This window comes from Haematobacter massiliensis (assembly GCF_000740795.1).
Lineage (GTDB): Bacteria > Pseudomonadota > Alphaproteobacteria > Rhodobacterales > Rhodobacteraceae > Haematobacter > Haematobacter massiliensis.
Genome location: NZ_JGYG01000022.1, coordinates 1 through 17646 on the forward strand (window position 1 = coordinate 1; position 17646 = coordinate 17646).

A 17646-nucleotide genomic window follows, 5' to 3' on the forward strand; every position below is an offset into this window, starting at 1 on the left:
GCGAAGAAGATTCTCGACAGCTTCGCGCAGGTGGCCGGAACAGCCGCCGAACTCGAGCGCCTTGCCGGTGAGGTCGCTCGCCTTTCGCCGATTGCGCTCGATCTCGCGCAGCGCCTAGCCCGTGCCGAGGCCGAAACGACCGAATTGGAACGCCTCGCGACCGAGGACGAGCGCGCAGTGCGTGATCTGCGTGAGAACATCGTTGCGACGCAATTCTTCAACGGCCTGCAGCCTGTTTGTTGTCCGCGCTGCGAGACGCGCGTTTCGAGCGAACGGTTGAAGCGCGAAAGCGCTGATCTGAGTTGTTCGCTGTGCGCCGAGGAGATCCCGATCGATGAGATGGAGGGTGCGAGCGACGGGCTGGATGCGATCGAACAGCGTTTCGCGGCCGCCAAAGCTGCTGCGGATCGCGCGCGGGCCAACACCAAGGCGCTCTTGGAGAAGTCGAAGTCGATCAGCGAAGAGCTCGAGAAAGCACGCCTGGAACTCTCAAAGGCGGCGACGAGCGCCACATTCGAAGAGCGCAGAAAGGCGGAACTCGATGTCGCGCGGCTGGAGGGCGCTCTGAATGAGCGCCAAGCGCCTGCGACACCCGTGATTGTATCTCCTGACGTAGCGCTTGTCAGCGTGGCTCATGCAGAGGCAGAGAAAGCCTATAATGCTGGTCGCGGCGACATCCTCGATCGGTTGAACACGGAGATTCTTGCACTAGGACAACGGCTCGGCGTGCAGATGCTCGAAGAGGTCAAGCTAAACACCAATGCCACTCTCCACCTCACGAAGGGTGGCGAGCCGACCAGCTTCAGCAAGGTGACGGCGGGCGAGCGATTGCGGTTGCGGATCGCGACTGCTGTGGCCCTGCTTCGGGTCGGACAGGAACGGGGCCTCGGTCGTCATCCCGGTCTGCTGATCGTCGATTCCCCTGCTGCTGAAGAAGTGAGCGAAGATGACCTGACCGCCGTACTCAGCGAGCTTCAGGCGATTTCGCGTGAAACCGTGGGACTACAGATCATTATCGCGAGCGCCAATGCCAGCGCGATTGTCGATCAGCTCGGCGAGCAATGGTGCCGCTCCGCGACAGGAGACGATTACCTATGGTAGCGCGGCCGCCAGCGCATTACTCGGCATGAGTGCGCTTGATCTTCTCGAGCTGCGTCTGGCTGGAAACCAGCCGATCACGATTGACGATCTAGGTGGCGTGGATGAAATCCTCGCCGACGCTGATCGGCTCTATGCAGCACCTTTCCTCGACATTCTCGCTGACATGATCAGTGCGGCCCCGCCGACGCAAGGTTCGCGCCTGCATGATTTCTTAGTTGGCGGTTTCGATGCGGCACGCGATCCGCAATCCTACCGCGACGCGATCGACCGCATCATCAGGAACGCTACGCTGCGCGCTGCCATGGCGCAGGCGCTTGTCGCGATCTTCTCGCGGCGAATTCGAGAACATGCGACCGAGCGCGAGATGCTGATTGCTGCCTATTCGCTCGAAGGTCTTTTCCGCCTCGCGTTGGAAGGCGATATAAGCCGTCACCGGCCCCTGCTCGAGCTCGCCGAGGTCGCGCCTAATGCGCCAGGTCCCTTCGCCCAGCATGTCGCGAAGATTGGCGGGGCCGCCTTCCATGCATGGGGCGATGACGACGTTCTGACTGTGCTCCACCGGCTGCTCGACAATGAGGAAGCAGAAGGCGAGGCGGCGTTCGAACTCGGCCTCGCGCATCTGGCGCGCGCGTTCGATGGCGGAGATCTGGTAACAATCCTTGCCGGCCTGGACACGGCGAGGCTTCTTTTCGAGCGGGCGCGCGTGGCCGATGATGATCGGTCGGACGCGCGGGCCTACCGATCAGCGATTGATCTCGTTCTCGGCTTTGCGGCGAACCGAAGTGCCGCTGATATGCAGGAGACGCTAGCTGATCTGGTCACCGCGACGGCGGACCGTGCAGCAGTGCTGCGCACTGGCTGCGTGGCGCCATGGCTTGCGCCCCGTCAGGACGTGGATCTTGAATGGTTCGAGCTCGCGCGCACGGTCCAGCGTGCGGCCGACGATCTTGCCCGTCCCAGCTGGATCAATGCTGCCAAGACCATGGATCGCATCCTCGCAGTCTTTGACGCAAGTTGCACCATCGCGCGCGGCGAAGGTTTGCAATCCGTGCTGCGGCCCCGGGTCGAGGCCGCTTTCCTGCGTGAGCGCGGCCTCGCGGCCCATCTCGACGATCTACTCAGTGAAGGCCCATGGCCTGATGCACAGCGAACGATCGCACAAAATCTTCGCGCCAGACTAGATGAGGCTTACCGCGCCGGCGCCAGTTCGGGAAAAGTCGGGGAGAATGAGCTATATCCGCTGCTCGCGCGCATTCTCCCCAAGGGCGCCTCGACCGAGCAGCTTCCCATCGACATGGCGCGATATCTCGAGGCAGGGCTCGCCAGCCATGTCGCGCACGGCCACGTGCTTGCTAATCCGGTACTACAACGTGTGCTGGCATCGTTGCGTGATAAACTGGCGTCCAGCAGCGAATATGCAGGCGATGTCCAGCGGGCGTTCGACGCAGTGCTCCAACAGATAGTGATCTTCTGCAGTGACCGGCAGAATGCTGAGATTCGCGATCTCGGTGCGCGCGGCGCCTATCTGCGTGCTCGGGATCCGAGCGAGACCGACCTCCAGTCTGACATCCGCGATTTCCTCAAGGGCAATCTCGTAGGCGCAGAGGTGCTGCCCGAGGTGCGCGGAATCGCTACCGGGCGGACAGATCTCTACATCAGTCTGGGCGGCCCGGCTTTCGTTATCGAGCTCAAAAAGCATGTGGGCGCGTTTTCACCCGAGGCTGCCAACCGCTATCTGGCGCAGGCAACCAGTTATCAGGCGACCAATGTCCGGCTCGGCTTCTTAGGTGCTCTCGAACTTGTTGATCGCTCAGGGCCGGTGCCAAGCATCGAGGAATGCCTCTGGCACAGCGCTTATGTGCCTGAAGGTAGCACGCTCGCCCGGCACCTCATCGTCTTCAGGGTTCCCGGCCGCCTGAAATCCCCATCTGCGCTCCGCTAGAGCAACCAACAAGTTGCTGAAGAAGTCGGCCGTCGACCTCGTTTGCGGAACGTGTTTTGCCCTGGGCTCGGTAACGGAGGGGGTGACGGTGTGCGAGACTGACAGGGCGAGCGGGTCGCCGTTCAGCTATGTCGACCAGAGAATCTCGTGCGGTCGTCAAAACTGAAATCAGACACTTGGTGACCTGGTAGGATTATGTCAGGGACTTGCGCGCTCGTGTGCGTTCACCAGAGGCCGGAGTCAATGCATGCTGCGCCGCAGCTTTTCCGAAAGAGGTAGGGGTCCGGTTTGGGCCGTCACCGTCGCCCAAGCCGCGCCAGTCTCTCCAGCTGCGCCAGCATCTTCGACCCTGTGTCCGCAGACCCTGCGCCGCCTGTGGAACCCGTCTGCCTCGGTCCTTGCCTCAACGGCATCTGCTGAACCCCGAAGAACTGCCGCGCCCTGAGGGCTGCGTATTCCGCGCCGCTCGCGCCCCCGACTTGGTAGCGATTGTAGGCTTGCTGGCTGCCCATGGCGGCGCGGGTGAAGCTGTAGGTGCCGCCGAGACCCCCAGAAAGTGCGGGCATCATGATGTTGCCGGAGATGGCCCGGACGATGAAGGGTGTCGCGATGATGAAGCCCTTTGCCATCAGCACCATCATGAAGAAGGGCAGGAGGGCCCCGATGTTCGAGGCTCCTTCCGGGTCGCCCAACTCGGCGATGAGCGCTGAGGATACCCCGGTGATCGTCGCGAAGACCCCCGCGATCACGATCGGATAGATCGCGAAGGAGATGAGCGCGGAGAGCCAGCGTGCGAAGTAATCCTTGGTCACCTCGAACAGCGTCAGGAAGATCATCACCGGGGCGATCCCGATCAGAAGCGCGATCATCAGGCGGGAGGCCACGAGGATGAAGGCGGCCAGCCCGCCGAGGATCGAGAGCAGAAGCACGCCGACGATGTCGAGCATAGCACCCGCCATCCAGTTCAGCTCGGACCCGGCGGCATTCAGGTAGTTGCCGAGCTCCGCGATCAGCCGGTCGAATTCTTCGGCGAAGGTGCCGGAGGGACCCGGACTGCCGCCACCGACGGAGGCCACAAGCGCGCCTGCGATGCTGTCGATCCCCGAGAGAATGGCAGAGGAGAAGGCGTTGAACTGCACCCAGTTGGTCGCGAATATCCCGATGAGCCCGACCTTGACGGCAAGCCAGAAGGCCGTACGGCCATCCATGGCCCGGTATTGGAAGATCATGTTGATGAAGACGAGGAGCACCACGAGCGTTGACGCGGCAACGAGAAGTGTGCCGACGGTCGCCGCCACGGAGCCGAACTGGGTCTCGGCCGCGCTGTCGAGGTAGGTTTGGGAGGTCTCGACGAAGTAGGTGACGATGCTCATCGGGGGGCCGCCTTACCAGTTGCCCGCGGCTTCGCAGATGGCCTGGGCTTCTAGGCGGGCCGTATTGGCGCGGCGGTTGTAGCCCTCTGAGGCTTGCAGCATCTCCCATCGTTCATCGCTGGCGTATCTCTCCCGAAACACCGCCTCGGCCGCGTCCCAGGAGGGGAACCGGGTGTCGCAGTCGCAACTGCCGGTCTCGACGATGCGTTCGAGGTTCTGGGCCCGGTAGATGTCCTGGACCAGCACGCGATGGTAGACTTGGCGCAAGGGGATTTCCTGCATCCAGAGCGGCTCATCGGGCCGGTCCGGACAGACGTCAAAGCTGCGCTCGAGGGTCGGCACAAGGTTACGGTCGGCGACGGCGGGGGCGGCCGTCAGGCCCAGGGAGAGGGCCAGCACGATCAGGGCAAGGGGGCGCTGCGCCGGCCTCATGCCCCGGCTCCAAGGCGGGTGGTTTCGCGCTTCAGAAAGACGGTATGCCCGACATTCGCGAATTCCGAGGTGCTGACCGACACCACCTCCCAGCCGTCCGCGCCCTTCTGGTTCAGGCAGGTTCGCATCTCGGCAAGGCTGGTCTTGCGGGTCATGGGAAAGGACAGGACGTCGTATTTAAAGGTCTTCATGGGGCTCTCCTCTCTGATCCGCGCCGGGGAGGTAGAATTCGGTGATGCCGCGACGGCCATCATGGCGCCCGGCCTGGATGATCACGTCGATGGAGTTCTCGATGTACTGGATCATGTCGGCATAGGTCATCGGGATCTCGGTCTTGAGGGCGGCGATCGCGAGCCGCTGCACGGCCAGTTGCGGGGTTTCGGCATGGAGCGTGGTCATGGAGCCGCCATGGCCGGTGTTGATCGCCTCGAGGAAGGTCATGGCCTCCTTGCCGCGCACCTCGCCGAGGATGATCCGGTCGGGGCGCATGCGCAGCGTCGCGGTGAGGAGCACGTCGGCCGACTGGAATTCCGCGTCACGATTGGCGATGAGGGTCACGGCATTGGGCTGGGTCGGCAGAAGCTCGGCCGCTTCCTCGATGGTGACGATGCGCTCCTCGGCTGGCACATGGGCGAGGATCTTGCGCGCGGCCACGGTCTTGCCGGTGGAGGTGCCGCCCGAGACGATCATGTTGAGCTTGTTCTCGACGCAGAAGGCCAGCGCGTCATTGATCGCGCCCGCGGCCACGACCGCGCGCAAGGTGCGCTTCTTTTCCAGGCGCAGGTCTTCGAGCTTGCGCTCCTTGCCGTAAAGAAAGTCGAGCGAGATGCCCTCGAGCGGCAGGCTCGAGAAGAACCGCAGGCTGATCGACATGGCCGAGAGCACAGCGGGCGGGGTGATGACCTGTGCCCGGATCGGGCGGCCCTTGTAGGTGATCGAGACCGAGACGATGGGGCGGTCCTTGCTCATCGTCGTGTTGGCCGCGGAGGCGATCTGGTTTCCGAGATCCCTGACCTGAACGGCCGTCAGCCTTTGGTCCAGTGGGCGCATGAAATGGTCGCCCTGGAACTCACCCCAACAGGTCCCGTCGGGATTGATGCAGATCTCGATGACATCGTCGCGAGCGGCGGCGTCGATCCGGTCGAGCGATGTCTCGAGATAGCTGAGCGACATCGGGCTAAAAGATCTCCAAGTCGCGGTCGACCATAACGGTGACGCGGGCGCCCTGGTCGACATAGATGACGGGGCCGATCGAGAGGTACTCGCCAAGGACGCTGTCGGTGGCATCGGCCAGATCATCGCCCACATCCTCGAGGGCGTTGGCGGCGGTCTCATTCGGGACCTCGGAGGCGGCGGCACCAGGTGCCGCGGATATCAGCGAGATCAGGGCGGCCGACCCGAAACGCTCGGCAAAGCGCGTGTCCACGAAACCTGTGACACCCGAACGGCCGAGTTCATCGCCCCCGAAGGAGCTGATCTGGACGGTCTGGTTGTCGGGCAGGATGATCCGGTCCCAGGCGATGGTGACGCGGCGCTCAGCGATATCGACGCCGGCGCGGTAGCGACCGATGAGGCGGGATCCGCGGGGGATCAGGAGGCGCGTGCCATCGACGCTGTAGACATCCTCAGAGACCACGGCACGGGTCTGGCCGGGCAGCGAGCTGTCGAGGGCGGTTTCCATCACGGCCTGGATCATGGTGCCCTGGATGATGGTGTTGGAGGAATTGGCGATCACCTCGGCCTGCGTCACCGTCGAGGGCAGCGCCCCGTTCAGCACGAAATCCGTCACTTCGCCAAAGCTGCGCGCGGCAAGTTCCGTTTCGGCGGCACCGGTCGGCCCGCCAAAGGCGATGGTGGGCGATGTGATACGCCGCTCCTGAAAGGCGCGTTCCTCTGCTGCGCGCCGTTCCAGCTCGGCCAGCCGCCGGGCTTCCTCCTCGCGGCGCAACCGCTCTTCTTCGCGCGCGCGGAGCTCGTCTTCCGTCGGCCCGGAAGGCGCGGGTTGGGGGCGGTTGGCCTCCAGCTGTGCCAGTTCCAGGTCCATGCGGAGCTGTTCGAGGGTGCGATCCCGAGCCGTCAGTTCGGCCTGGAACCGCTCCTGTGCCGCTTCCGAGGCGGCTTGCAGCGCCGCGATCTGGGCGGTCAGCGCGTCGATCGCTTCGGCGGCCGCGGTGTTGTCTTCGACGACCGGTTCGGGCGCGTTGCGCAGCTCCTCGATCTGGGCCTGCAAGGCGCTGATCTGTGCCAGAAGCTCGGCATTGGGCTCGACCGGGTCCGGCGTGACGAAGACGACCTCGGGCTCGGGCGGGGGCAGGGTCTCGATGGCGCCAAATCCGTCCCCCTCGCTCTGGAAGACATCTGGGGTCGCCGTCGGCAGGACCACCTCTTCCTCGGGCTGCGCGAGGAGATAGAGGAGCGCGCCACCCGCCCCGATGATGCCGACCACGACGAGGGCAAGAAGGGGAGACCGACGCGGCGCTGCCGTGGCTGCGCGGGCGCTGCCCTTCTCGAGAGCGGCAAGGCGTCGTTCCAGCTCGGGGTTCTCAGGCTCGCTCATGAGGCCTCCGCGGACGGGATCGCCTCGATGCAGACCAGCTCTTCGCCAAGGCGCAGGACCCATTGTCGGTTCACGCCGGAGACACGGATCACCCCATCCTCTGGGGCTTGCGTGTTGACCGTGCGTTCACGGCCATTCGCATAGCGGAAGATCGCGGGCACGGGCGCGTTCGGCGGGAAGGCGAAGTAGGTGAAGGTGCCGTCATCCCAGACCCGGGTCGGGGTGAACTCGGTCTGGGCGCTGGCCCCGTAATTGTCATTGGGGGCTTGCGCCGCGATGACACGGCTCGGGCGCGCCTCATCCTCCGGGTAGCGGAACTGGACGACATAGAAGGTCGGGCTCTGGGCTTCCTCGACGTTGAAGTAGTAGCTGCGCCGGTTCGTGTAGACCGTCACATTGGTGTGGACGCCGCGCGCGACGGGCTTGATCGCGAAGGCCTGTCCGCCCGGCACGCCATCGATCTCGAAGCCCTCGGTGTCGCCCGCGATGATCGAGCGGATGCTCTCGCCCTCACCGAACTCGACGGTGGTGACATGGGTGAGCGAGACGCTGATGCGGTAGACCTGACCCTCCTGGAAGGTCGCCACCCGCACGCGGCTGTCATGCGGGCCGCCGCGCGGGATGGCTTCGGCGAGAGCGAGGCCCGGGATGAGGGCAAGACAGAGGAGGGGCAGGCACAAACGAGACACGGGTCAATTCTCCAATCTGTCGGAGCGGATGGAATATTCGAGCACGGTGAACCCGAACGGGTTGGTCCAGACCTCGTCGATGGAGCGGCGGGTCTCGGGGCGGAACTCGAAGAGGAGGGTCGCGGTGAAGAGCCCGGTCTGGGTGCCGTTGATGGAGGTCAGGCGTTTGCGCAGGCGCACCGTGGCGCGATTCAAACCGATCTGGGTGATGCTGAGGATTTCCACATCGAGCCTGGCGTTCGGCCCATAGACGGTGGGGGGATAGTCCGCATTCGCGCTGTTCCAGAGCTGGCGGAGCCCGCTTTCGGCGGCCCCGTCCGAGCGGCGCAGGACGCTGCGGATGCGCAGATCGTTGTCGAGCTGGTTGTAGACTTCGCGGTCAGTGACGTAGCGAAAGACCTCTGCCTCGATGATCGCCTGGTTGGCTGTCACCGAGGTCGCACCCACGGATGCCTCGGGGAGCGCGAAGCCGGTGGCGGGATCATAGGGAACAACGACGGGTGGCGGGTCGACATCGAGGATCGCGACAGCCGCAGCACTCAGACAGCCGATGATGCCGAAGACAAGGCCGGTCAGACCAAGGCGCTGCCAGAGCCGTTCGCGGCGCAGCGCGCCATAGACCAGTTCTTCCTCGATGATCTCTTGTTCACTCGCCACGCGTCACACCCCGCACTCACTCGGCCCGCAGCTCGGGCAGGGTGAAATCCATGAAGCGCTGTTCCTCGGCGACGGTGGCGGCATCGATCACGCCGCCGGTGCCGTCGCCCACGGTCTGGACTGCTTCGAGCTGCCACATGGCGACCAGCGCAATGGCGAGCTCCGCCGTCACGCGGGTGTTGAGATCGATGCTTTCCTTAAGCTCATCCATGTCGTCGATGAGCCCGACGAGACGGTCGACCCGTTCGAGGGACTGACCTGCATCGTCATAGCTGTTCTGGGCGGCGGCCGAGACGAGCGCGCCGGTCGTGGCTTGCGTCGCCACGCGGTTGGCGCTCGCATTGTCGCTGCGGGCCATTTCGGCGAGCGTGTCCTCGTCAAACCCGAGATCGGCCAGCACCCGGTCCATCTGGGTTTCGATCTCGGTGGCACCCGACCCCGAGAGGCCGGAGAAGTCGCCTGTCTTGATGGCCTCGATGGTGGCAAGAATGTCGCCGAATTCCTGGTCGAGGAGGCCGTTCAGCTCCTCTTCCATCTCGGTGCGGATGATTTCCGGAAGCTCGGCAAGGCGAGTGAGGGCCTCGTAGGTGCGCTGCAACTCGGCAAGTTGTTCCGTGAGGGTAGCCAGCTGTTCGCGAAGCTGAACCAGCTGCTCGTTTTGCAGGATCTCGTCTTCGATCATCTGCCGCAACTGCTGGATGCTCTGCGCGATGTTCTGGGTGTCGACGACGGGCACGCCCTGTGCTGCGGCAGGGGTCATGGGTGCGATGTGCAGCGCAAGCCCGAGCGCCGCGGCCAGGCCCGTGTTCCAGAGGACAGGTCTCATCACTCAATCTCCCTGATCGAAAAATCCATGAAGGTGCTTTCCGCAATGCGGGCGCTGGCCTGGGCCAGTTCTTCGGCGGAAAGAACGCGGGTGCGGGCCGCCTGAAGTCGAATGCGGGCGGCGACGAGGCGCACAAGCTCGGCGCGGGCGTAGGTGTTGAGCGCGATGCTCTCCTGCACATCCTCTGTCTCGGAAATCTGCTCTATGATGTCGGCAATGCGCAGCGCGGCCTGGCGGATCGCGGCGGGCGAGTTGTTGCCGTAAAAGGCGGCGCCATGACCCGTGATCGAGAGATTGGCATTGGCGAGATCGGCTGGGTCGATCGTGCCGAGCGCATCGATCCCGCCAATCCGGCTCAGATAGAGATTGTAGCGCTCCGGGATGACCTGGACGTAATGCTGGGTCTCCCGGAACGGGGGCACGCCGCCATATTCGAAGACCCGGCCAGGCCCGGCGTTATAGGCGGCCAGCGCGAAGATGATATTGCCGTCGAAGGTGTCGAGTTGGGCCGCGAGGTAGCGCGCACCGCCATGCACCTGCAGATAGGGGCTCGAGAAGTATTCCGGGTTGATGCCGAGATCGCTGGCCGTTCCCGGCATGATCTGGGTGAGACCATAGGCGCCAACGGGGGACCGGGCATCGATGGTGAAGCGGCTTTCCTGCCAGATCAGGGCTTGCAGGAGCGCGCGCCATTGGACGGGGGAGAGGCCTGCGCGGGTCACACCTGCAAAGCCGCTTGTCTCCTGCGCCACGCGGATGATGAGCTCTTCGACGTTTTCCGCGGCGTCGCCGAACATCTGCGCGCCGCCCGGGTTGGGGTCGATCTCGCCGGTGCCATAGACCGCCTCGACGGAGCGGTCGGGATCGCCGCTGCCGCCTTCCAGCCCCGAGACCATGGCGGGCAAGCCCTGACCCCCGAAGCTGGTCTGGGCGTCGAGGATGCGTTGCAGGGTGGCGAGTTGCTCCCGTTCGATCTCGGCAATGAGCTCGCGCACGGCAAGCTTGTCCGCTTGCAGGGCCAGATCTGCCTCGCGGTCGCCCGTCTGGACGATGTCGCGCGCGGTCAGCCCGCTGTCATCGGTCGGCACGCCTTGGGCGGCAACGAGACCCGGCAGCAGGCAGAATGCGAGAAGGTGGGGAAGCCTAGACGTCAATGCTGCCCTCCGCCGCCCCAAACGGCACGAAGGTGCAATCCGGGGTTGTCGCGTCCATCGGGCCCGTCGCGGCGAGGAAGGAAAAGCAGTTGGCCCGCGGTTCGCGATACTGCGCACAGGAGGCGAGCAGGCCGAGGGCGGCAAGGGACAAGAGAATACGGATCATGAAAGCCTCCAGAAGTCCGGGCGGTCGCGGTAATCGGCGCCGACGAGTGCCTCGCCTTTCTCCATACCGCCGAGGATGGTGAGCGTGGGACCAAGCGCACTCAGATCGGCATCGACGACGATCGAGCCCTGATCGTCGCGGATCAGCGCCAGGCGGCTGTTGCTGCCCGTGTTGAGAAGGACGTCGAGTTCCTTCTCCGTGAGGTTCAGCATGGCGTAGTCCGAGGCATTGGCGCGTATGTTGGGCAGCAGGATCTGCGTCGGCACCGCCTCGACGATGGTCTTGCCGGTCCGGGTGCGTTCGAGCTGGCTGGCGTATTGCGTCATCATCACCGCGACGGTGTTCTGCTTGCGCGCGGTCACCAGCCAGTTCGAGAGCCGCTCGGCGAAATACGCGTTGTCGAGCGCCTTCCAGGCCTCGTCGATCACGATGATGGTGGGGCGGCGATCCTCGATTTCGCGCTCGACCCGGCGGAAGAGATAGGAGAGGACCGCCATGCGTTCCTTGTCGGCCTCGCTGTCGAGAATGCCGGTCAGATCGAAGCCCACCACATCGCCCTTGAGCGAGAAGGTGTCCTCAAGGCTCTGCCCGAAGATCCAGCCATAGCGCCCGTCCTCGGTCCATTCGAGGAGGCGCTGGTGCAGATCGCCGCCATCATCGGTGGAGACGAAAAGCGATGCGAAATCCCGCCAGTTCCGCAAGGCGGGGTTGGTGGCCTGCGCGTTCTGGCGCACGACCTCCTGGATGCGGTTGGTCTGCGCCGGGGTCAGGGGTTTGTCGGCGCGGTAGAGCAGCGTTGTGAGCCAATCCGAGAGCCAGGCCGTGCCGCGCGCATCGGTCTCAGTCCAGAGCGGGTTGAGGCCCGTGGGTTGGCCGGCTTTCAGGGAGGCGTAGCGACCGCCATTGGCGCGGACGGCCATCTCCATGCCGAGGCGGTAGTCGAAGACGAAGATCCGGGCGCCCGCGCGACGCGCCTGGGTCATCAGGAAGGCCGACAGCACCGACTTGCCCGACCCGGGGCGCCCCATGATCAAGGTATGCCCGCTGGTCGGTTCTTTGTCGGGCGAGCCCTGCTCGTGATAGGAGAACCGGTAGGCGCTCTGCTCGGGCGTGGGCAGATAGGTGATGACCCGGCCCCAGGGGGTAAGCGCTGCTGGTTTGCCGAGCTGCGTCCGGTGAAAGGCCGCAAAATCCGCAAAGTTGCGATTGGTCACAGCGCTGGCGCGGACGCGCTTGGGCTGGTTCCCGGGGTGCTGGCTCAGGTAATGCGCCTTGGCCGCGACCCGCTCGCCGATCATCTTCACGCCTTCGGTCGCGGCGGCATTCACGATCTCGGCGCTCAGCGTCTGCAGTTCTTCGAGCGTGTCGCAGAAGAGCGTCACGACCATATGGTGCTCGCCGAAGCTCTGGCGCTTGGCTTCGAGATCGTCGGCGGCGATGTCGAGGGCTTCCATGAGCGAGAGGGCCGCGTCCTGGCTCGCCTGCATCTGCCTCTTTTGCCGCTTGATGCGGCCCGCCATGAGGTTCGAATTGATCGGCGTGAAGGACTGCGTGACGATCATGTCGATCGGCAGGTTCAGCATGTCGAACATGGTGCAGGAGGTGCCCTCGGAATATTCTCCGATGGTGAAACTCTTGCCGTAGCGGTGGCCCACGACGCCTTCCGAGAGCTCGAAATGATCGCCATGAAACGTCACGCGGGTATTGGCGACGTTGAAGGACAAAAAGCCGTAGGTGTTGGCCGGGTAGAGCGGCAGCTCGGTGCCAGTGTTGAGCGCCCCCAGAAACCCCACCAACTCCCCCGATGCGGCAGAGAGAAGCCGCGGCTTGAGGTCGGTGAGGCCCGAGAGGAAGACATTCACCGCCTCGCCGAGGCGCTGCAGGCGCTTTCGGGTTTCTTCCTTCAAGCGGTCCGGTGCGCTGCGGCTGAGGAAGGGCAGGAGGCTTTTCGGGGGAGGACGGTGAATGACGGTGAGCGTCAGCGTCTTGTCGCGCAGCCCGCTGGTCGCGAGTTTCGCATGCCAGCGCCGGTCAACTTCTCCCGCGAAGCTGTCCTCACGGATCGGGTCGAGATCCGGTGTGATGGCCTTGGAGACCTTGTGGACGTAATAGCTGAACTCCGGCCCAAGCTGCGCGACGATGCGGGCAAAGAGCGCCGTCACCTTGTCGAGATAGGCATCGTCCGTCGTGTAGCTGTTGATCCCCTCGAGCCGGATGCAGCGGAAGAGCTCGTTGACCCGGGTGCGCACGGTCTGGTCGTCGACGAGGCTCACATAGGGCAGCATATGCGCGAGGCGGGTCTCGCGCGCGTACCAGTCCGGCGTCATCGTGCGGGGATCGAGCGCAGCATCAGGGCCGTCATCACGGGGCATAGCTGTCCCCACCGTGGATGGAGCGGTTGCGCGTGGGCGGTGTCTCCTGCAGCGACGTCACCATCACGTCGATGAAGCGCGGGTCCCAATCGGCGGCCTTCCAAAGCACCGGATAGAGCAGGCCGGCCACACCCAGCACCGCGATATGCTGGACCCAGACGAAGAGAAGCACCGAGCCGAAGAGCCAGACCATCGCATACATGATGGGCAGGCCCAGAAGCTTCGGCGGCCGCACGAGGCCTAGAAAGAGGGGCGAGCGTTCAGCCACCGGCAAAGACCGCAGCAACGATGGTGGGGGCTGCCGCAACACCGGCGATGCCGACAAGCACCCAAAGCGCCTGGCGCAGATCGATGATGTTGAAGAACCAGCTGAGGAAGACCCCGAGCACGGCCAGCGTCGCGATGACAACGCCAAGCGGGCCGGTCAGCGCGTCGACGATGCCCTGCAACAGGCTCTGGATCGGGGAGAGGTCGATGCTCTGGGCGAGAGCAGGCCCTGCCGCAACCAGGATGAGGGCAAGGGTAACGGTCAGGAGCGTCGAATTCCGTCTCATGAATCTGATCCTTCCAATCGGGCCACGACGGCCAGGACACGGGCCACATGGTTCTGGGTTTCCGGGTAGGGGGGGATGCCGCCATAGCGGTGCACCGCGGCGGGTCCGGCGTTGTAGGCGGCCAGCGCCAGCTGCGGGTTGCCGAATTCCCGCAGCATCAAGGCGAGGTAACGGGCCGAGCCGTCGAGGTTCTCGAAGGGGTCGGTCGGGTCGACGCCGAGTTCTTCGGCCGTCTCGGGCATGAGCTGACCGAGACCGATCGCCCCGGCGGTCGAGACCGCCTCCTGCCGGTAGGCGCTTTCCACCTCGATGTTGGCCCGGTAGAGCAGGAGCCAGTCGGTCACGGAGAGCGTGGCGCGGCGCAGGCCGGGATGGCTGGCATAGCGCAACCCCGTCGCTTCGATCGCCGCCAGCACCTCGGGGCTTGGCAAAGCGAGAGGGCGTTCAGCCCCCGCAGAAAGATCGGGGTCGGAATCTCCCGAGGCATCCGCCGTCCCAAGGATCGTCAAGCCCCGGGATTCTGGACCCACGGCAAACCCATCCTGATAATGGCGCGCGAAGCTGTCTTGTGAGCGGGAGGGGGTGAGAGAGCCGTCGCTCTCCATCACGAGGACCATCTGCGCCGCGGCCGGTGTGGCCAGCAGCCAGAGGCAGAAGAGGTTAGCTGTCAGCGCTCTTGTCTGACGCGGCTTTGTCTGAAGGGGCCGTGGCCGACGGGGCCAGCTTGTGGCTCCGGCTTGTGCCTGCGACGAGGGGCAGGTCGACATGCGTAAAGCCGAGGCCCAGGAAGAAGGACACCACGCCGGAGACCGTCTTGAACTCACGGATCTTGATGTCGTTGTAGGTTGTTCGGGTGCGGGCCGTGACGAGAAGCTTTTCGACGCCCTCGTCAGAGACAACGCGCATGATCCAGACCCCGTAATAGCTCGGGCCTTTCTGATGTGCCGTCTCCTGGCACAGGATTTCTGCGCTGTATCCGCGCTCCACGAGCTCGCGGAAGCGCGCTTCCGTAACCACATTTGGTGCTTCGATGTCCCAGCTCATGGCCCGGCTCACGCTTTCTTCGATGGCGCAACGCAAGGCATTCCCACTTGAAGCCCAGAGTTACGATACTATATTATCAGCGGCAAGATATAATATCATGCCCTTGCTGTAGCTTGGCACGCAAACAGTAGCCACGGTCCACCACCGCGTTCAAGGAGATAACAGGTTTGAGAAACCCAAGGTTGACAGGCCCAATCGGCTTGCAAGCTATGGTCATCCTTGCCTGCTTCCCGGGAGCTGGTGTGGCGGCGTCCTGCCTCGCGCCGCCCCGTCCCTTCCTCCCCAGCGATTCGCAAGCGGCCCGTGACTATGCCGACCTCATTCGGGGCGATTTCGAAACCTACATCGAGGACATCCAGAGCTACTTCCGCTGTCTCGACAGCGAGCGCGCCCGCGCTTTCGAGGAAGCGCGGGAGGTCAGCGAGGAGTATGGTCGGTTCCTGCAATTGGTAGGGGATTGATGGGCTTCGAGGGGAGCATCAGACTCGCACCCCATGGAAACCCGACGCCGATAACACCCTCACTTATCTACTTTTTAGATAACAGATTTCCTCCGCTAGCGACGTCACAAAAGGTATGTGGCGCGTGGCGAGAACAATCAGAAGCACGGGACAGGTTGCCCTCTGCAAGGCTCTTGTCGAGGCCCGCATCAAGGCAGGTCTCGGTCAGGAAGAGCTGGCGGCAAAGCTCAAGTGCCATCAATCCCTCGTGGCGCGCATCGAAAGCGGCCAGCGCCGGATCGACGTCGTCGAACTGGTCGTCCTCGCCCGCGCCATTGGCTTTGACCCATTCGAGGTTCTGGCGATCGTTGAAGGCGCCACGGAGTCCGACCATCGGATTTGAGCCGGTCCGTGCATCGCGCGCAAAGCATTTGACGCCTCTCGGCGTGAGTGCCGGTGCCGCAAAGCCGAACACCCAACCCATTTCCAGGAAACCCAGCATGCCGCTGCAGCACGTGCCCAAGGAAGCCGGGGCTGCAATCCGCACAGCCCAATTCTAGAAGGTCGGTAACCAGTGAAGGAAGATATGGTCGAAGCCGTTGCGATCGCCAATTTGATTGCAGCCGATCAGAGCAGTATTGTCGGTTGGGTTTATCGCTGGAACACTGGCGCGCTGGCAGTCCGTTGGGACGCGCGCGGGCCACAGCGCGTCTCGAAGCTTTGCCCGGATCTCTGCGATGCCGACAAAGCCGAAATCGACTTCGCGTCTCTCACGCAACTGCCCTGTCGCGACGACTGATATGGCCAACAGCGGGCTTTATGGGCCCAGACCATGTGCCAGCGCCCATGCCTGCGGTGCTGGGTCAATTCGTTCGTGATCCCGCCCTGCCTCGCAGCGGCGCGGCGTCAGTAATTGACCTGCTCGAAGCCGTAAGTCCCGCTGTAATCGCGCCACTCCACGAAGACGGATCTGTGCCAGATCCCCGGGCAATGCTCGCCCCACCCCTCGAGACCAACATGGGCAGCAGGGAGCGCTGCGGGTGACGAAGCGCTCCACGAAAAGTCGCCCTGTGTACCGTAGGAGCCGAGTACGACTGTCGCGCTACGGTTGCAGTCGCCGTCCTGGCCGGATTCCCGTTGCCATGCGTGACGGACATCGAACACGCGAATGGAGCGCACGAAGTTGAACTCAGGCCCGCTGATGTCGATGTCGGCGCGGTCTTGGGCGAGATGAAGGGCGTAATCAGCCATCACCAAGTTGTGCCAGGTGGCGTTCAGGCCTTCGACATCGAGCCTGTCATCACCGAGAGCGGCATGGTCAAGGACTGGGGAAGAATAGTTGGGTCGCGTCTCAGCGCCGTGGAACAGCACATCGATGAGCCGGTCCGTCGGCCGCGACCTGGCAGGTCCATCGAAAGAGGCACCCATCGGGCAGCGCCAGATCTGGAGCGGCGGCTCCACCGGCCAAGGTGTGATGCGCCGGATGAACTCGGCCCGCGCCCGCGCGCATGGCACGGAAGCTGGCCACCCGCCGGACAGGCACAACAGGATGGCGCAGTCGATCGGATAGGTTTGGGCGCTTGCTTGCGTCGGTACGATAGGCCCCGTCAAGACAAGAGCCAACAGGGCTATCTTGGGCAGGTTTCTGACTGGGACACGCATGGCAAAGACCCTCGGCGATCTTCAGGCAGCATACATACGAAAATATACTATCGCAACTACGATGATACTCGCGTCCATCGCGGTGATTTGGCATAGCGCTCGGTTACTACGTCGTCCGTCGCATTGAGAATATAATGTCGTAGGTGTCTTTTTGCTTTCATTTATGTTGTATCGACATCTGGCTTGTGATCTTGTCTGCCTCAATCCGTACCTCTGGCAGAAGAAGGACCTACACCGCATGGCCAAGATGGACGAAACACCGAATGTGGTGACAGAAGACGGGCTACGTGGCCTCTTGACCGAGGGCTACGTCATCGAAGTGGTCTGCAAGGAGGGTGCAGAGAAGCGCCACAACAGCTGGTACGGCGCTTGGGTTATCAGGGCCGTGGCACCCGATGGGCGGCTCGACAAGATGCTTGTCACTAGCCGAAGCCTCCTCAAGCTGCGTGACTTCAAGACCATTGTCGGCCTCGTCAGCTTCCTTGCCGACATGGGCTGCACGACGGCAAGCATACCGCTCGTCGAAGGCGCGCGAGAACGTCACACATCACCAAAAGGCCAAGGAGCGAACTGATCGGCTTGCCCCGAAACTCAAATCGGAACGGGTTTGTGAGATCGATCGATGGGATGCTGTGAAGGCGTTGCACATCACGACTGTCACAGTAGGGTGTTGAGGC

The 17646-nt window shown here is 63.6% G+C and carries 21 protein-coding genes and 1 pseudogene; 6 read left to right on the forward strand and 16 right to left on the reverse strand.

Annotation, left to right across the window (positions count from 1 at the left end; genetic code table 11):
• A pseudogene (locus CN97_RS21000) lies at positions 1-1101 on the forward strand (hypothetical protein); the annotation flags it as partial.
• 25 nt (positions 1102-1126) lie between these two features.
• Positions 1127-3043 (forward strand): hypothetical protein, encoded by a 1917-nt coding sequence (locus CN97_RS18295; RefSeq protein ID WP_051911428.1) that lies wholly within the window; start codon positions 1127-1129, stop codon positions 3041-3043.
• Positions 3044-3339: 296 nt separating this feature from the next.
• On the opposite strand, the gene CN97_RS18300 is transcribed toward CN97_RS18295, so the two are convergent.
• Genes CN97_RS18300 through CN97_RS18365 form a run of 15 tightly spaced genes read right to left on the reverse strand, consistent with a single transcriptional unit; the run spans position 3340 to position 14867 of the window.
• Positions 3340-4416: a type IV secretion system protein gene (locus tag CN97_RS18300; protein WP_035714592.1), complete on the reverse strand. Its 1077-nt coding sequence runs from the start codon at positions 4414-4416 to the stop codon at positions 3340-3342.
• 12 nt (positions 4417-4428) lie between these two features.
• On the reverse strand, positions 4429-4848 hold the full coding sequence (locus tag CN97_RS18305; RefSeq protein WP_035714595.1) for a hypothetical protein: 420 nt from the start codon (positions 4846-4848) through the stop codon (positions 4429-4431).
• Complete coding sequence (locus tag CN97_RS18310) at positions 4845-5039, reverse strand: hypothetical protein (protein WP_035714598.1); 195 nt, start codon at positions 5037-5039, stop codon at positions 4845-4847. The genes CN97_RS18305 and CN97_RS18310 overlap by 4 nt, the downstream gene beginning before the upstream one ends.
• Entirely contained in the window at positions 5026-6021 is a 996-nt protein-coding gene (locus CN97_RS18315; RefSeq protein ID WP_035714600.1) for an ATPase, T2SS/T4P/T4SS family, read from the reverse strand. Before CN97_RS18315 ends, CN97_RS18310 begins: the two co-directional genes overlap by 14 nt.
• 4 nt (positions 6022-6025) lie before the next feature.
• Positions 6026-7405: a TrbI/VirB10 family protein gene (locus tag CN97_RS18320; protein WP_035714602.1), complete on the reverse strand. Its 1380-nt coding sequence runs from the start codon at positions 7403-7405 to the stop codon at positions 6026-6028.
• Positions 7402-8094 (reverse strand): TrbG/VirB9 family P-type conjugative transfer protein, encoded by a 693-nt coding sequence (locus CN97_RS18325; RefSeq protein WP_035714605.1) that lies wholly within the window; start codon positions 8092-8094, stop codon positions 7402-7404. The genes CN97_RS18320 and CN97_RS18325 overlap by 4 nt, the downstream gene beginning before the upstream one ends.
• 3 nt (positions 8095-8097) lie before the next feature.
• Complete coding sequence (locus CN97_RS18330; protein ID WP_035714607.1) at positions 8098-8751, reverse strand: virB8 family protein; 654 nt, start codon at positions 8749-8751, stop codon at positions 8098-8100.
• 16 nt (positions 8752-8767) lie between these two features.
• Entirely contained in the window at positions 8768-9577 is an 810-nt protein-coding gene (locus CN97_RS18335; RefSeq protein WP_035714611.1) for a type IV secretion system protein, read from the reverse strand.
• The gene (locus CN97_RS18340; protein WP_248700125.1) at positions 9577-10731 is read right to left on the reverse strand and encodes a lytic transglycosylase domain-containing protein; all 1155 of its coding nucleotides are present in this window, start codon (positions 10729-10731) and stop codon (positions 9577-9579) included. Before CN97_RS18340 ends, CN97_RS18335 begins: the two co-directional genes overlap by 1 nt.
• Positions 10721-10897 (reverse strand): hypothetical protein, encoded by a 177-nt coding sequence (locus tag CN97_RS21005; protein ID WP_169743203.1) that lies wholly within the window; start codon positions 10895-10897, stop codon positions 10721-10723. The genes CN97_RS18340 and CN97_RS21005 overlap by 11 nt, the downstream gene beginning before the upstream one ends.
• Positions 10894-13269: a VirB4 family type IV secretion/conjugal transfer ATPase gene (locus CN97_RS18345; protein ID WP_035714614.1), complete on the reverse strand. Its 2376-nt coding sequence runs from the start codon at positions 13267-13269 to the stop codon at positions 10894-10896. The genes CN97_RS21005 and CN97_RS18345 overlap by 4 nt, the downstream gene beginning before the upstream one ends.
• Positions 13259-13537 carry a type IV secretion system protein VirB3 gene (locus tag CN97_RS18350; protein ID WP_035714617.1) on the reverse strand — a complete coding sequence of 93 codons (279 nt, stop codon included), beginning with the start codon at positions 13535-13537 and terminating at the stop codon, positions 13259-13261. Before CN97_RS18350 ends, CN97_RS18345 begins: the two co-directional genes overlap by 11 nt.
• Positions 13530-13823: a TrbC/VirB2 family protein gene (locus tag CN97_RS18355; protein WP_035714621.1), complete on the reverse strand. Its 294-nt coding sequence runs from the start codon at positions 13821-13823 to the stop codon at positions 13530-13532. Before CN97_RS18355 ends, CN97_RS18350 begins: the two co-directional genes overlap by 8 nt.
• Positions 13820-14440 carry a lytic transglycosylase domain-containing protein gene (locus tag CN97_RS18360; RefSeq protein ID WP_035714624.1) on the reverse strand — a complete coding sequence of 207 codons (621 nt, stop codon included), beginning with the start codon at positions 14438-14440 and terminating at the stop codon, positions 13820-13822. The genes CN97_RS18355 and CN97_RS18360 overlap by 4 nt, the downstream gene beginning before the upstream one ends.
• 43 nt (positions 14441-14483) lie before the next feature.
• Positions 14484-14867 carry a hypothetical protein gene (locus tag CN97_RS18365; RefSeq protein ID WP_035714627.1) on the reverse strand — a complete coding sequence of 128 codons (384 nt, stop codon included), beginning with the start codon at positions 14865-14867 and terminating at the stop codon, positions 14484-14486.
• A gap of 209 nt (positions 14868-15076) precedes the next feature.
• Here CN97_RS18365 and CN97_RS18370 point away from each other — a divergent pair, with 209 nt between their 5' ends.
• The 3 genes from CN97_RS18370 to CN97_RS18380 all read left to right on the forward strand — a co-directional run bounded on the left by CN97_RS18370 (position 15077) and on the right by CN97_RS18380 (position 16106).
• On the forward strand, positions 15077-15328 hold the full coding sequence (locus CN97_RS18370) for a hypothetical protein (protein WP_035714652.1): 252 nt from the start codon (positions 15077-15079) through the stop codon (positions 15326-15328).
• A 124-nt stretch (positions 15329-15452) separates the two neighbouring features.
• Positions 15453-15710, forward strand: a complete 258-nt coding sequence (locus CN97_RS18375) for a helix-turn-helix domain-containing protein (protein WP_035714657.1) — start codon at positions 15453-15455, stop codon at positions 15708-15710.
• Positions 15711-15893: 183 nt separating this feature from the next.
• Entirely contained in the window at positions 15894-16106 is a 213-nt protein-coding gene (locus CN97_RS18380) for a hypothetical protein (protein ID WP_345998378.1), read from the forward strand.
• A gap of 107 nt (positions 16107-16213) precedes the next feature.
• Here the strand turns inward: CN97_RS18380 and CN97_RS18385 are convergent, their stop codons facing one another.
• Positions 16214-16969 (reverse strand): hypothetical protein, encoded by a 756-nt coding sequence (locus CN97_RS18385; protein ID WP_088217542.1) that lies wholly within the window; start codon positions 16967-16969, stop codon positions 16214-16216.
• A 238-nt stretch (positions 16970-17207) separates the two neighbouring features.
• Between CN97_RS18385 and CN97_RS18390 the strand changes: the two genes are divergently transcribed.
• Positions 17208-17543, forward strand: coding sequence for a hypothetical protein (locus tag CN97_RS18390; protein WP_248700126.1), 336 nt, complete (start codon positions 17208-17210; stop codon positions 17541-17543).
• The last annotated feature ends 103 nt before the right edge of the window (positions 17544-17646 follow it).

Coding starts and splice junctions, on each gene's coding strand:
- CN97_RS18295 (WP_051911428.1), top strand. CDS start 1,127: ATGAGTGCGCTTGATCTTCTCGAGCTGCGTCTGGCTGGAAACCAGCCG.
- CN97_RS18300 (WP_035714592.1), bottom strand. CDS start 4,416: ATGAGCATCGTCACCTACTTCGTCGAGACCTCCCAAACCTACCTCGAC.
- CN97_RS18305 (WP_035714595.1), bottom strand. CDS start 4,848: ATGAGGCCGGCGCAGCGCCCCCTTGCCCTGATCGTGCTGGCCCTCTCC.
- CN97_RS18310 (WP_035714598.1), bottom strand. CDS start 5,039: ATGAAGACCTTTAAATACGACGTCCTGTCCTTTCCCATGACCCGCAAG.
- CN97_RS18315 (WP_035714600.1), bottom strand. CDS start 6,021: ATGTCGCTCAGCTATCTCGAGACATCGCTCGACCGGATCGACGCCGCC.
- CN97_RS18320 (WP_035714602.1), bottom strand. CDS start 7,405: ATGAGCGAGCCTGAGAACCCCGAGCTGGAACGACGCCTTGCCGCTCTC.
- CN97_RS18335 (WP_035714611.1), bottom strand. CDS start 9,577: ATGAGACCTGTCCTCTGGAACACGGGCCTGGCCGCGGCGCTCGGGCTT.
- CN97_RS21005 (WP_169743203.1), bottom strand. CDS start 10,897: ATGATCCGTATTCTCTTGTCCCTTGCCGCCCTCGGCCTGCTCGCCTCC.
- CN97_RS18345 (WP_035714614.1), bottom strand. CDS start 13,269: ATGCCCCGTGATGACGGCCCTGATGCTGCGCTCGATCCCCGCACGATG.
- CN97_RS18355 (WP_035714621.1), bottom strand. CDS start 13,823: ATGAGACGGAATTCGACGCTCCTGACCGTTACCCTTGCCCTCATCCTG.
- CN97_RS18360 (WP_035714624.1), bottom strand. CDS start 14,440: ATGGTCCTCGTGATGGAGAGCGACGGCTCTCTCACCCCCTCCCGCTCA.
- CN97_RS18365 (WP_035714627.1), bottom strand. CDS start 14,867: ATGAGCTGGGACATCGAAGCACCAAATGTGGTTACGGAAGCGCGCTTC.
- CN97_RS18370 (WP_035714652.1), top strand. CDS start 15,077: ATGGTCATCCTTGCCTGCTTCCCGGGAGCTGGTGTGGCGGCGTCCTGC.
- CN97_RS18380 (WP_345998378.1), top strand. CDS start 15,894: ATGGTCGAAGCCGTTGCGATCGCCAATTTGATTGCAGCCGATCAGAGC.
- CN97_RS18385 (WP_088217542.1), bottom strand. CDS start 16,969: ATGCGTGTCCCAGTCAGAAACCTGCCCAAGATAGCCCTGTTGGCTCTT.
- CN97_RS18390 (WP_248700126.1), top strand. CDS start 17,208: ATGGCCAAGATGGACGAAACACCGAATGTGGTGACAGAAGACGGGCTA.